Source organism: Streptomyces sp. NPDC006339, from assembly GCF_040612775.1.
Taxonomy (GTDB): domain Bacteria; phylum Actinomycetota; class Actinomycetes; order Streptomycetales; family Streptomycetaceae; genus Streptomyces.
On the sequence record NZ_JBEXQW010000054.1, the window covers coordinates 1 to 12,727 of the forward strand.

General features: G+C 73.7%; 10 protein-coding genes and 1 pseudogene. 7 read left to right on the forward strand and 4 right to left on the reverse strand.

Annotated features, from left to right (window positions below):
- The 3 genes from ABZ135_RS32130 to ABZ135_RS32140 form a co-directional block, all read right to left on the reverse strand.
- Positions 1 to 349 (reverse strand): sigma factor (locus ABZ135_RS32130; RefSeq protein WP_356700769.1); only part of this gene is annotated, 349 nt, incomplete at its 3' end.
- A 2-nt stretch (positions 350 to 351) separates the two neighbouring features.
- Positions 352 to 1,587, reverse strand: coding sequence for an FAD-dependent oxidoreductase (locus ABZ135_RS32135; RefSeq protein WP_356700771.1), 1,236 nt, complete (start codon positions 1,585 to 1,587; stop codon positions 352 to 354).
- 279 nt (positions 1,588 to 1,866) lie between these two features.
- Positions 1,867 to 2,313: a cytidine deaminase gene (locus ABZ135_RS32140; protein WP_356700843.1), complete on the reverse strand. Its 447-nt coding sequence runs from the start codon at positions 2,311 to 2,313 to the stop codon at positions 1,867 to 1,869.
- A gap of 145 nt (positions 2,314 to 2,458) precedes the next feature.
- Between ABZ135_RS32140 and ABZ135_RS32145 the strand changes: the two genes are divergently transcribed.
- A complete protein-coding gene (locus ABZ135_RS32145; protein ID WP_356700773.1) occupies positions 2,459 to 4,072 on the forward strand; it encodes an adenosine deaminase in 1,614 nt (537 codons plus the stop codon).
- A gap of 51 nt (positions 4,073 to 4,123) precedes the next feature.
- Here ABZ135_RS32145 and ABZ135_RS32150 read toward each other — a convergent pair whose 3' ends face one another.
- Complete coding sequence (locus ABZ135_RS32150; RefSeq protein ID WP_356700775.1) at positions 4,124 to 4,957, reverse strand: hypothetical protein; 834 nt, start codon at positions 4,955 to 4,957, stop codon at positions 4,124 to 4,126.
- Positions 4,958 to 5,186: 229 nt separating this feature from the next.
- Here ABZ135_RS32150 and ABZ135_RS32155 point away from each other — a divergent pair, with 229 nt between their 5' ends.
- The 6 genes and pseudogenes from ABZ135_RS32155 to xdhB all read left to right on the forward strand — a co-directional run bounded on the left by ABZ135_RS32155 (position 5,187) and on the right by xdhB (position 12,727).
- On the forward strand, positions 5,187 to 6,302 hold the full coding sequence (locus ABZ135_RS32155) for an AI-2E family transporter (RefSeq protein ID WP_356700777.1): 1,116 nt from the start codon (positions 5,187 to 5,189) through the stop codon (positions 6,300 to 6,302).
- A gap of 117 nt (positions 6,303 to 6,419) precedes the next feature.
- Positions 6,420 to 7,139, forward strand: a pseudogene (locus ABZ135_RS32160) (lytic murein transglycosylase); the annotation flags it as partial.
- Positions 7,140 to 7,256: 117 nt separating this feature from the next.
- Positions 7,257 to 7,898, forward strand: coding sequence for a hypothetical protein (locus ABZ135_RS32165; protein ID WP_356700779.1), 642 nt, complete (start codon positions 7,257 to 7,259; stop codon positions 7,896 to 7,898).
- Between the two features lie 119 nt (positions 7,899 to 8,017).
- On the forward strand, positions 8,018 to 8,398 hold the full coding sequence (locus ABZ135_RS32170) for a VOC family protein (RefSeq protein ID WP_356700781.1): 381 nt from the start codon (positions 8,018 to 8,020) through the stop codon (positions 8,396 to 8,398).
- A gap of 409 nt (positions 8,399 to 8,807) precedes the next feature.
- Positions 8,808 to 10,271, forward strand: a complete 1,464-nt coding sequence (locus ABZ135_RS32175; protein ID WP_356700783.1) for an FAD binding domain-containing protein — start codon at positions 8,808 to 8,810, stop codon at positions 10,269 to 10,271.
- Positions 10,268 to 12,727, forward strand: a complete 2,460-nt coding sequence (gene xdhB / locus ABZ135_RS32180; protein WP_356700785.1) for a xanthine dehydrogenase molybdopterin binding subunit — start codon at positions 10,268 to 10,270, stop codon at positions 12,725 to 12,727. Before ABZ135_RS32175 ends, xdhB begins: the two co-directional genes overlap by 4 nt.

The window sequence follows — 12,727 nt, forward strand, 5'->3', positions numbered from 1 at the left end:
TTTCGAGGACGAGCATCATCGCCATCGACACGCTCTCGGCCAGCTCGACGTCCTCGGCCACGTCCGGCGCGGTCAGCAGCGGCTCGGGCAGCCACGGACCGACGTACGCCTCGCGGCGGCGCTTCAGGGCGCGCAGCCGGTCGACGGCCTGGCGGGTGGTGATCCGGACCAGGTAGGCGCGCTGGTCCCGCACCTGCTCCAGGTCCGCCCTGACCCATCGCAACCAGGTCTCCTGGAGGACGTCCTCGGCGTCGGCCGCCGAGCCGATCACCTCGTACGCGACGGTGAAGAGCAGGCTGCGATGGGCGACGAACGCCTCCGTCGCCGCGTCGGTGGCGTCGTCGCTCATGGTCAGACCCCCCGGTCGGCGGCGGCCGGTGCCTCGGCGCTCCGGGCGAGGCGGGTGCTCCGGGCCAGGTGGGCGCGCAGCAGCCGCCGGCGCCTGTCGGCGCCTCCCGGCATGCGGTGGAGCCGGAACGAGCCCGGCTTGCGCGCCTCCTTGACCAGGTGCTGGAGGATCCCCTGGCAGACCGCTTCCTTCACTCTGGCGCCCAGGCCGCCGTCGATGTGCAGCCCCACCGCGACGTCGGACCTGTCGGCGAACTGGAAGATCCCCGCCTCGCGGCCCAGGCTGACGCACTGGGCGTAGAACCCCTGGTGGAGGGTCTCCGGCCGCTCGCCCGCGAGGCGGCTGAGCACGGTGTCGGCGGCCCGCGCGCCCAGCGGCTGCGCGTTCAGGCAGCTCATCCGCAGCGGCAGGTCCGAGGGGGCCGCCGCGTCCCCGGCCGCGAGGATGCGCTCGTCGTCCACGCTGGTCAGCGTCTCGTCCGTGCGCACCCGGCCCACGGCGTCGGTGCTCAGTCCGCTGCGCGCGGCCAGGTCCGGCACGCCGAAGCCGACGGTCCAGACGGTGACCTCGCTCGGCAGCGCGCGGCCGTCCGCGAGCCGCACGCCGTCGCGGGTCACGGCCGTCACCTTCGCCTCGGAGCCGTCGACGACCGTCACCCCGAGGGCGGCGAGCCGCTTCGCGACCGAGCGCCGGCCCCGGGTGTGCAGGTACGGGCCGAGGACGCCGCCGCAGACCAGGGTCACGGCGCGGCCCTGCTCCGCGAGCTCGGCGGCGGTCTCGATGCCGGTGGGACCCGCCCCGACCACCGTCACCCGGGCCGTCGCGGGCGCGGTGTCCAGGGCCGCCCGCAGCCGCCGGGCCTCCTCCAGGGTCGCGAGCGGGTACGCGAACGCGGCCGCCCCCGGCACGCTCGGTGCGGCGCTGCCGCTGCCCACGGCGTAGATGAGGTAGTCGTAGCCGAGCCTGCCGCCGCCCGCCAGCGCCACTCCGCGCCCGGCCGCGTCGATCCCGGTCACGCTGTCGACCACCAGCCGGACCCGGTCGGCCAGGACGTCCTGGTAGGCGACGACCGCGTCGTCGGAGCCGCCCGCCAGTTGGTGCAGGCGTACCCGGTGGACGAGCTCCGCCCGCGGGTTGACCAGCGTCACGGTCACGTCGTCGCGGCGCGTCAGCCGGTTGGCCGCCATCACGCCCGCGTAGCCGCCACCGATCACGACCACCCGTGTGTTCTCCGTCATGATGCCTCCTCCGTCGCACGGTGTTCGGCCTCAAGACGTCGGCCATCCACGCCCTGTGACAGGTTGTGAGCCGGATCACTCCGCCGGGCGGGACGGCCGGGTACGGGACGGCCGCGGGCGGGAAAGAGGCGGCGGAGGAGGACGGATCCGCGGGCGCCGCGGCAGCGGGTGCCAGGGACGAGGCGACGCCTGACGCGGCGAGGAGGACCGGTGCCAGAGGCGTGGCGCTCACAGGTGCCTACACAGCGTGTCCACCGCCCGTCTCGAACGCTGAAGTGATCATCCTGACAGCGGAACGGGGAACTCCGGGCCCTCGCCGGCGTCGAGCTGGTGGTCCGCCCAGACATAGCTCTCGGGAAGCAGGTCGGTGACGGGCACCGTGCGCAGGCCGTCCTTCGTCCCGACGATGACCTCGAGCGCCGGGAAGTAGTCGAGCAGGACCTGGCGGCAGCGGCCGCACGGGGGCACCACGCCTCGGTCGCGGTCCCCCACGGCGACGACGGTCTCCAGGTCGTAGGCGCCCTGGGCGGCGGCGGTGCCGATCAGGACCAGCTCCGCGCAGGGGCCGCCGGTGAAGTGATAGGCGTTCACCGCGGTGACGATCCGCCCGTCCCCGGCGCGCGCCGCGGCCGCCATGGTGTGGTTGTCGCCCCGGCAGCGCGTCGCCGCGACGTGTGCCGCCGCCCGGACCAGTTCCTGGTCGACACGATCGGTCGGTGTGCTCATCTTCTCCGCCTTCGTACGGTGTTCGGGCGACATCTGGCCCATGGACGACGGAGTGTAGGCACCGAGGTCACCCGCGCGAGTGGTCGCCGGCGCACACGCCGCAGCGGTACGACGCATCGGGCGCCCGCGTTGCCGATCATGTGGGGTGACCGCTTCACTCCCCGGCTCCCGACGCCGGCACCGCTCCCTGTTCACCGCGGGTCTGAGCGCGCTGACCCTGCTGTCGTCGCTCTCGGCGTACGGCACGCGGGCCCACGCCGTTCCGACCGCTCCCCCCGCGCCCCAGCCGCGCCCGGCCACCGCCCTGGAGGCGGCCACGGCCGCCCGGCTCGACGCCCTGCGGGGTCACCCCCGTCTGCTGCGCGACTTCTTCCGCGATCTGCCCAAGGGCGGAGACCTGCACAACCACCTCTCCGGCGCGGTCTCCACCGAGTACCTCATCGAGCTCGCCGCCGAGGACGGGCTGTGCGTCGAGACGGCGACGATGACCGCCGTCGCGGCGCCCTGCGGCACCGGCACCCGGCCGGCCGCCGACGCCCGTACCGACCGCGCCTTCCACGACGCGCTCGTGCGGGCCTGGTCCATGCAGGACTTCCCGCCCGGCGGCAACGGCCACGACCACTTCTTCGACACCTTCGGCAAGTTCGGCGAAGTGACCTGGCGGCACCGCGGCAAGCTGCTCGCCGAGGTCGCCGACGACGTCGCCGCGCAGAACCAGTTCTATCTGGAGACCATGGTCTCCCCCGCGTCCGACGGCGCCAAGCGCCTCGCCGCCGAGGTCGGCTGGGACGCCGACCTCGCCCGGCTGCACGGCAGGCTGACCGCCGGCGGCAGGCTGGACAAGCTGGTCACCGAGGCGCGCGGTGAGGCCGACGACGCGGACACCGAGTTCCGCGCCGCCGCCCGCTGCGGCACCGACCGTGCCCGGCCCGGCTGCCGCCTCCCCGTGCGCTGGATCTCCCAGGTCTCGCGCGGCAGTTCGCCGGAGCGGGTCTTCACACAGATGGCACTCGGCATGCGCCTGGCCGAGCGGGACCCGCGGTTCGTCGCGGTCAACCTCGTGCAGCCCGAGGACTGGGACAGCTCGCTCACCCACTACAGCCTGCAGATGCGCATGCTGAAGTATCTGCGCGGGGTCTACCCCAAGGTCCACGTGACGCTGCACGCGGGCGAGCTGTGGCCCGGTCTCGTCAAGCCCGCGGACCTGAAGTTCCACATCAAGGAGGCCGTGAACGTCGCGCGCGCCGACCGCATCGGCCACGGCGTCGACCTGGTCCACGAGGACGACTGGCGGCGGACCGCCCGTACGATGGCCGCCCGCGAGATCGCGGTCGAGGTCCCCTTCACCAGCAACGCCCAGATCCTCGGCGTACGGGGCGACGACCACCCCTTCGAGACGTACCGCGCCCACGGCGTGCCGGTCGTCCTGGCCACCGACGACCCCGGCGTCAGCCGCATCGACATCAGCCACGAGTACCAGTACGCCGCCGAGACGTACCACCTGTCCTACCCGGAGCTGAAGGACCTGGCCCGCGCCTCCCTGGAATACGCGTTCCTCCCCGGCGCGAGCCTGTGGCACGGCAACCCCACCCGTGACGGATACCGCATGACCGCCGCCTGCCGCGGCCTGCGCCCCGGTCACTCCGAGCCGGGCGCGGACTGCCGCCGCCTGCTGGCCGCCAGCCCGAAGGCCGCCGCCGAGTGGCGGCAGGAGATCGCCTTCGACCGCTTCGAGCGGTCCTTCGGCCTCACCCGCTGACGGCACCCCGCCGGCGGCCCGCACCCGGCGGGCCGCCGGTGCGCGGCGTGATCAGCCGAGGCACACACCGACCAGGCACACCTGTGCCGGCGAGGACGGGTCGGTCGCCGGGGTCGTCGACACGAGGCCGCCCAGGAGCGAGGTGCCGGTGCCGGCGGAGCCCTGTGCGGGCGGGGCCGGTGTCGCCGGCTCCGGGGCGGTGGGGGCGTCGGCCTGCTCCGCCGGTGCGGTGTCCACCGCGGTACCCGCGTCCCTCTCCGCGGTCGGCGCGGGTGCCGTGCGCGGCGGGGGCGCGGCCGTCGGCTGCCGGCTCGTGGTCGATGCGGCGGCCGGGGCGGCGGGCCGGCCGGCGTGGTCCGACCGGTCGGTCGTACGGGGGAGGGTGCGGGGCCGCTCCGTGTCGGGGCGGTCCGGCCGCTCCTGGGAGCCGGCCGTCACCGGTGTCCTGGACGTGGCCGGCGGTGTGGTCACCGGCTCCGGCGGGGGCGCGGCGTGGGCGTGGCCGGTGGACGGCCGGGTGGACGGCATCGCGGCGATGGTGAGGCCGCCGCCGACCAGGGCGACGGCCGTCGCGGCCAGGGCGCGGCGCTGGTGCTTCTTCCACCGTGCGCGCTGCCGGCGCCGGGCCGCGCGGCCGTCTCCGGTGAGGGCGTCTCCGGTGAGAGCGTCTCCCGTGAGGGCCGCGCCTTCGCCGCCGGCCTCACCGGAGGCGTCCGCGCCCGGCAGGTCGGTCTCCGCCGTCCACACCTCGTGCGTCGTCGTGGTGGAGGCGACGGCACTGTGGAGGAGATGGGCGGGTGGGGCGATGTCGGGAGCGTACGCACCGCACCCCGGGCACACGAAGACACCGTTGAGGTTCCGGCGGCACGTGGAGCAGTAGTCCATCTACGTTCCTTCTGCGCTGACTTCGCTTGGTTCGCTTGGTTCGCTTGGTTCGCCGGCCGATTCGCACCCGCGATCGATCATTCGGCCACGCTAGCGGGGCGGATGGGCGGCGATGCGCAGCCCCTGTGATGCTGCTGCGAAGGTTTGTGCCGAGTGTGCGGACCTGGCGGAGAAGCGCCCGGCGGGGGCGGCCACGGGGCGCGGGCCGGCGGGTTCATAAGGTGGGCGCATGTCTGCCCAGTTGAGTTCCGCCAAAGCCGCCGGCGCGCTGCGCACCGCGGCTCGCGTGTCCGCCGAGTCCTTGTTGGTCCTGCTGATGGCCGGGGTGACCCTGTGGATCGTGGGTCGCATGTGGTCGGTCGTCTGGCCGCTCGTCGTCGGCCTCCTCCTCACGACCCTGACCTGGCCGCTGACGCGCTTTCTCCGGCGGCACGGCTGGCCTCCCGCCGTGGCGGCGGGCGTCGTCACGGTCTCGTTCCTGCTGCTCGTCGCCGGCGTCATCGCACTCATCGCGGTGCCGGTCGCGTCCCAGTCCGGTGAGCTCTCCCGGGGCGTGGTCGAGGGAATCCAGCGGCTGCGCGAGTGGGCGGCCGGGCCGCCGCTGAACATCGGTGACGACCAGATCTCCGGTGCCTTCGACACGGCGATGGCCCGCGCCCAGGACAGCGTCGGCAGCATGGTCACCGCGGTCGCGACCGGTGTGGGCACGGTGTTCAACGGGGTGGTCACGGCCTTCCTGGCGCTGTTCCTGATGTTCTTCTTCCTGAAGGACGGTCCCCGCTTCCTGCCGTGGCTCGCCCGCCAGCTTCCCGGGCGGCTCGCCGTCGACGTGCCGGTCGTCGCCGAGCGGAGCTGGGACACCCTGGGGGCGTTCGTGCGCAGCCAGGCGTTCGTCGGCCTGCTCGACGCCGTGTTCATCGGCCTGGGTCTGTGGATCCTCGACGTCCCGCTGGTGCTTCCCCTCGCGGTGCTGACCTTCGTCTCGGCGTTCGTGCCGATCGTGGGCGCGCTGTTCGCCGGCCTGGTCGCGGTGCTCATCGCGCTCGTGTCGAACGGCGTCACCGACGCGCTGATCGTTCTGGCGATCATCGTCGTGGTGCAGCAGTTGGAGGGGAACGTCTTCCAGCCCATGATCCAGAGCCGGGGACTCGGCCTGCACGCGGCCGTGGTCCTGCTGGCGGTGACGCTCGGCGGCAGCCTCGCCGGCATCGTGGGCAGTCTGCTCGCCGTCCCGTTGGCCGCGCTCATCGCGGTGTTCTGGAAGTACGTACGGGAGCAGTTGAGCGACGAGCGGCCGGAACCGGACCCCGACGAGAACCCGGCCCCCGTCCCCGTCACGCCCTGACCCGCCGGGCCGCCGATGTCCGGGTCCCGGAAATCGGCGGCCGTCCGTCGCGACGGACCCGCCCGCCGCCGCCGTAGAGCGGATGGCAGAGACAGGACGGTCGGGAGGGGCTGGCTCATGGTGGCGCGGATTGTGGTGCGGCGACGGGTGCGCGGGGGTGCGGTGGCCACGGCGGTGGTGGTGACGGTGATGGCGACCCTGACCGGATCGCAGGCGCCGGGCCTCGCGGTCCGGCCCGCAGCGGCCGGGGCGCGGGCGGGGGCCGATGCGGCCCCTGAGGCGGCGCCCGGAGACACGTACTACCGGACGGAACTGCCGCCGCTCGCGGTGCTCGGACCGGTGCCGCCGGCCGCACGCCCGGGCGCGGTGTTCGTGAGCGACCGCGGCGCCCTTCCCGCCACGGTCCTCGCCGCCTACCGGCGCGCGGAGGCGGCCCTGGGGGCGAGCGCCCCGGGCTGCGCGCTGCGCTGGGAGCTGCTGGCCGCGATCGGGCAGGTGGAGTCCGGTCAGGCGCGCGGCGGCCGGGTCGACGCGGACGGGACGACGTACGCGCCCATCATCGGTCCGCAGCTCAACGGCCGGGGTTTCGCCCTGATCCGGGACAGCGACGGGGGCGCGTACGACGGAGACCCGTCCTATGACCACGCGGTCGGCCCGATGCAGTTCATCCCGTCGACGTGGGCGAGGTGGGGGTCCGACGGCAACGGCGACGGCCGGGCCGACCCCCACAACGTCCACGACGCGGCGCTCGCCGCGGGGCGGTATCTGTGCGCGGGCGGCCGCGATCTGTCCCGGCCGGCGGACCTCGACCGCGCGATCCTCTCCTACAACCGGTCCTGGGCGTATCGGAACGTCGTCCTCGCCTGGCACGGCCACTTCCCAGGTCGGCGCCGTGGACGCGCTGTAGAGCGCGTCCACGGTGGACGGCTGCTCCTGCTCTGACAGGGTGAGGTCATGACCTCACCTGACGACCGGATCGCCGTCGAACCGCCGACGGAGCCCCGCGGCGATGGCTGCCCCTCCTGGGACGCCGCGGTCCTGCGGCTGTTCGGCGACCCGTACGTCTTCGTGGCCACCGGTCCGCGCCGGCACGAGGACTGGGCCCATGACGTCCTCGCCGTGCTGCACCGGACGGTGGACGATCCGCGGGGCGGGCTCCGGCTCGACGGGGACCGCGCGAACCCCGAACGGGACACGCTGCCCGCGTATCCCTTCGCTCCCCCGCCCGCCGAGCGGTTCCCCGACGTCCTCCACCCGCTGGAGCGCCGGGCGGCGATCGCCGCGCTCGCCGTGATGAGCGAGGAGTGGCAGGGGGAACCGGCCCCCGTTCGCTCGCGCCCCCACCGGGACGCCGTCCTCGCGGACGCCCGCACCGTGCTCGACCGGTACGGCCCGGCCGCGGGCTACTGGACCAACGCGACGGCCGCCGCCGGCGACCCGGCCCCGGACTTCGTCGCGGCGGGACTCCAGGGCACCGGCTCCCACGGCTTCGTCACCTCGGAGTACGTGAACGGCCTGGACCTCTTCGACGACCTGGGCCTGGTCGCGGTGAACGACGAGGAGGTCGGTGTCTTCTGGTCGATCGGGGCGTACTGACGGCGGAGGGAGGCGCACAGGCAGCGGCGGCCCCGGGGGCGGCGGCGCGGCGCGTGGGCCGGCGGTGGACTCGGCATGGCCTCCGCTTCGTCCGGGAATGTCCTCCTACACTGGCGGGCATGGCATGCCGCATCAGTGAGCTGGTCCTCCACTGCGCCGACCCCGAGCGCCTGGCCGCGTTCTGGAGCGAGGTCCTCGGCTACGTCGAGCTCGGCCGGGAGGACGGCAGCATCGAGATCGGGCCGCCCGGCGTCGGCTTCGGCGGGCCGCAGCCCACCCTCGTCCTCAGCCCCAGCAGCAACCCGCGGACCGGCAGACTCCCCCTGCACATCGACGTGAACGCCACCGACCGGGACCAGGACGCCGAGCTGGAGCGGCTGCTCGCGCTCGGTGCCAAGCCCGCCGACGTCGGCCAGACCGGTGAGGAGAACTGGCACGTGCTCGCCGACCCGGAGGGCAACGAGTTCTGCCTGCTGCACCGCCGGCTCGAGGCCGTCTGAGCGGCGCCCGCCCGCGACCGTCACCGGGTCGCCGCCGTCTCACGGCGGCGCCCCCCCCTCTTGACCTGCCCGGCACCAGCCGTTAGCTTGCGGTCAACGTCGGCCCGGAACGACCGAGAGGAGGCGACCGGCGGATGTACACCAGCTCCGATCTGAGTCGCCTCGCCCACACCACGGCCTGGGTTCCGGGTCGTATCGCACACGGCTGCTGACCACGCCGTTCCGAGGTGCCCTTCCGTAGGCACCCTTCCGGTCTTCTCTCCTCCCCTTTCCCGGCACGCCACCGCTGCCGCGTGCCGTTCTGCGCCCGCGCCCACTCCTGTCACGTGGCGCGTTCGAACACAGAAAGCTGCCCGACATTGGCGAACATGAAGAACCGACCGACCACGCCCCGAATCGACGGCCCGTCATGGTGACGCCGCGGATCACGGTCAACGGGACGGAAGCCCCCATCGCTCCGGCCGCGCCCCACACCACCGTGCTTGACTTCCTGCGCGAGCGCGGTCTCACCGGCACCAAGGAGGGCTGCGCCGAAGGCGAGTGCGGCGCCTGTTCGGTCCTGGTGGCCCGCCCCGGGGTGAACAAGCCCACCGACTGGGTGGCGGTCAACGCCTGCCTGGTCCCGGTCGCGGCGCTCGACGGTCAGGAGATCGTCACCGCCGAAGGGCTCGCCACCGCCGGCGCGCCCGGCACGCCGCCCACCCTGCACCCCGTGCAGGAGGAGATGGCGGTCCGCGGCGGCTCCCAATGCGGCTACTGCACACCGGGATTCGTGTGCAGCATGGCCGCCGAGTACTACCGCCCCGACCGCTGCGCGCACAGCGCGCCGGACGGCGGCACCGACGCCGAGCACGGTCCGAACGGATTCGATCTGCACGCCCTGAGCGGAAACCTGTGCCGCTGCACCGGCTACCGCCCGATCCGCGACGCCGCGTTCGCCGTCGGCACGCCCACCGACGAGGACCCGCTGGCGCGGCGCCGCGAGCAGGACCCGCCCGCGCCCGTCGCCACCCAATACGCCCGGGACGGCCGGGCGTTCGTGCGGAAGGACAGCCTGGCCGAGACGCTGCGGCTGCTGCGCGAGCGGCCCGACGCGGTGGTGGTCGCCGGCTCCACCGACTGGGGCGTGGAGGTCAACATCCGCTCCCGGCGGGCCGATTGCGTGATCGCGGTCGACCGGCTGCCCGAACTGCGGGAGCTGCGCGTCGCGTCCGACGCGATCGAGATCGGTGCGGCGCTGACGCTCACCGAGATCGAGCGCCGCCTCGACGGCCAAGTGCCGCTGCTGGCCGACCTGTTCCCGCAGTTCGCGTCCCGGCTCATCCGCAACGGCGCCACCCTCGGCGGCAACCTGGGGACCGGGTCCCCCATCGGCGACAGCCCGCCGGTGCTGCTCGCCCTGGAGGCGTCGGTGCTGCTCGCCGACGCCGACGGCGAGCGCGAGGTCCCCCTCGCCGACTACTTCACCGGCTACCGGCAGAGCGTGCGCCGCCCCGGCGAACTGATCCGCGCGGTCCGCGTCCCGCTGCCGCTGTCGCCGCTCACCGCCTTCCACAAGATCGCCAAGCGGCGTTTCGACGACATCTCCAGCGTGGCCGTCGCCTTCGCGCTCGACGTCGAGGACGGCGTCGTCCGCAAGGCGCGGATCGGCCTCGGCGGCGTGGCCGCCACCCCGATCCGCGCGCTCGCCACCGAGGCGGCCCTGGAGGGCAGGCCGTGGACGGCCGAGACCGTCGAGGCCGCGGCACCGGTGCTGCGCGGCGAGGGCACGCCGATGAGCGACCACCGGGCGAGCGCCGCCTACCGCTCCGCGATGCTCGGCCAGAGCCTGTTGAAGCTGTACGCACGGACCACCGAGGCGGTGTCGTCATGAGTCATCTGTCCGAACGCCCCGAAGGGGCCGTCGTCGGCCTGTCGATGCCGCACGAGAGTGCCACCCAGCACGTCACCGGCACCGCGCTCTACACCGACGACCTGATCCACCGGACCAAGGACGTGCTGCACGCCTACCCGGTCCAGGTCATGAAGGCCCACGGCAGGATCACCGCCCTGCGCACCGAGCCCGCGCTCGCCGTGCCCGGGGTGGTCCGGGTGCTGACCGGTGCCGACGTTCCCGGCGTCAACGACGCCGGGATGAAGCACGACGAACCGCTCTTCCCCGACGAGGTCATGTTCCACGGCCACGCGGTCGCCTGGGTGCTCGGCGAGACCCTGGAGGCGGCCCGCCTGGGCGCGGCGGCCGTCGAGGTGGAGCTCGAGGAACTGCCCTCCGTGATCACGCTCCAGGAGGCGATCGCGGCCGGCAGCTTCCACGGCGCCCGGCCGGTGATGGTGACCGGTGACATCGACGCCGGATTCGCCGACTCCGCGCACGTGTTCACCGGCGAGCTCCAGTTCTCCGACCAGGAGCACTTCTACCTGGAGACGCACGCGGCACTCGCCTACGTCGACGAGGGCGAGCAGGTCTTCGTCCAGAGCAGCACTCAGCACCCGTCGGAGACGCAGGAGATCGTCGCCCATGTGCTCGGTCTGCACAGCCACGAGGTGACGGTGCAGTGTCTGCGGATGGGCGGCGGCTTCGGCGGCAAGGAGATGCAGCCGCACGGATTCGCGGCCGTCGCCGCGCTCGGCGCCAAGCTGACCGGGCGGCCGGTGCGGGTGCGGCTCAACCGCACCCAGGACCTGACCATGTCCGGCAAGCGGCACGGGTTCCACGCGCGGTGGCGGATCGGCTTCGACGCCGACGGCCGCATCCAGGCCCTCGACGCGACGCTGACCGCGGACGGCGGCTGGAGCCTGGACCTGTCCGAGCCGGTCGTGGCCCGCGCGCTGTGCCACATCGACAACACGTACTGGATCCCGAACGCCCGCGTCACCGGTCGCATCGCCCGCACCAACAAGGTCTCCAACACCGCCTTCCGCGGCTTCGGCGGGCCGCAGGGCATGCTGGTGATCGAGGACATCATGGGCCGGTGCGCGCCGCTGCTCGGCCTGGACCCGATGGAGCTGCGCGAGCGCAACTTCTATCGGCCGGGGCAGGGCCAGTCGACGCCGTACGGTCAGCCGGTCACGCACCCGGAACGGATCTCCGCCGTCTGGGAGCAGGTCAAGGAGAACGCCGGCGTCGCCGACCGGGTGCGCGAGATCGCGGCGTTCAACGCCGCGCACCCGCACACCAAGCGGGCGCTCGCGGTCACCGGCCTCAAGTTCGGCATCTCGTTCAACCTCACCGCCTTCAACCAGGGCGGCGCGCTGGTGCTGATCTACAAGGACGGCTCGGTCCTGATCAACCACGGCGGCACCGAGATGGGCCAGGGCCTGCACACCAAGATGCTCCAGGTGGCGGCGACCACCCTGGGCATCCCGCTGCACAAGGTGCGGCTCGCCCCGACCCGTACCGACAAGGTGCCCAACACCTCCGCGACCGCCGCCAGCGCGGGGACCGATCTCAACGGCGCGGCGGTGAAGAACGCCTGCGAGCAGTTGCGCGAGCGGCTGGAGCGGGTGGCCGCCACCCAGTTGGGCGGGAACGCCTCGGACGTCCGCATCGTGGCCGGCGTCGCACGCGTGCTGGGCAGTGACCGGGAGCTGGCCTGGGACGACCTGGTGCGCACCGCGTACCTGCAGCGGGTCCAGTTGTCGGCGGCCGGTTTCTACCGGACCGAGGGGCTGCACTGGGACGCGAAGACGTTCCACGGCTCGCCGTTCAAGTACTTCGCCCATGGCGCCGCCGCGGCCGAGGTGGAGGTGGACGGCTTCACCGGCGCGTACCGCATCCGGCGGGTGGACATCGTGCACGACGTGGGCGACAGCCTCTCGCCGATGATCGACATCGGTCAGGTCGAGGGCGGTTTCGTGCAGGGCGCGGGCTGGCTGACCCTGGAGGACCTGCGCTGGGACGCCGGTGACGGGCCGCAGCGCGGCCGGCTGCTGACCCAGGCGGCGAGCACGTACAAGCTGCCGAGCTTCTCGGAGATGCCCGAGGAGTTCCACGTCACGCTGCTGGAGAACGCCACCGAGGAGGGCGCGGTCTACGGGTCCAAGGCGGTGGGTGAGCCTCCGCTGATGCTGGCGTTCTCGGTGCGGGAGGCCCTGCGGCAGGCCGCCGCGGCGTTCGGGCCGGGCGGGATCGGCGTCGAGCTGGCCTCGCCGGCGACTCCGGAGGCGGTGTACTGGGCGATCCAGGCGGCGCGCGGGGCGCGGGGCGGCGACGGGCCGGCCGAGGACGGGCGTACCGTCACGGGGCGGGTCGGCGACGGGCAGGTCGGCGACGGCCGGCAGGCGGACGGCGGGGGCCGCGTCGGCGCAGAAGCGGCGATCGGTGCCTGA

Excerpts from the sequence above, each read along its gene's own strand:
- ABZ135_RS32135 (WP_356700771.1), bottom strand. The coding sequence starts at position 1,587 with ATGACGGAGAACACACGGGTGGTCGTGATCGGTGGCGGCTACGCGGGC.
- ABZ135_RS32140 (WP_356700843.1), bottom strand. The coding sequence starts at position 2,313 with ATGAGCACACCGACCGATCGTGTCGACCAGGAACTGGTCCGGGCGGCG.
- ABZ135_RS32150 (WP_356700775.1), bottom strand. The coding sequence starts at position 4,957 with ATGGACTACTGCTCCACGTGCCGCCGGAACCTCAACGGTGTCTTCGTG.
- ABZ135_RS32155 (WP_356700777.1), top strand. The coding sequence starts at position 5,187 with ATGTCTGCCCAGTTGAGTTCCGCCAAAGCCGCCGGCGCGCTGCGCACC.
- ABZ135_RS32165 (WP_356700779.1), top strand. The coding sequence starts at position 7,257 with ATGACCTCACCTGACGACCGGATCGCCGTCGAACCGCCGACGGAGCCC.
- ABZ135_RS32170 (WP_356700781.1), top strand. The coding sequence starts at position 8,018 with ATGGCATGCCGCATCAGTGAGCTGGTCCTCCACTGCGCCGACCCCGAG.
- ABZ135_RS32175 (WP_356700783.1), top strand. The coding sequence starts at position 8,808 with ATGGTGACGCCGCGGATCACGGTCAACGGGACGGAAGCCCCCATCGCT.
- xdhB (WP_356700785.1), top strand. The coding sequence starts at position 10,268 with ATGAGTCATCTGTCCGAACGCCCCGAAGGGGCCGTCGTCGGCCTGTCG.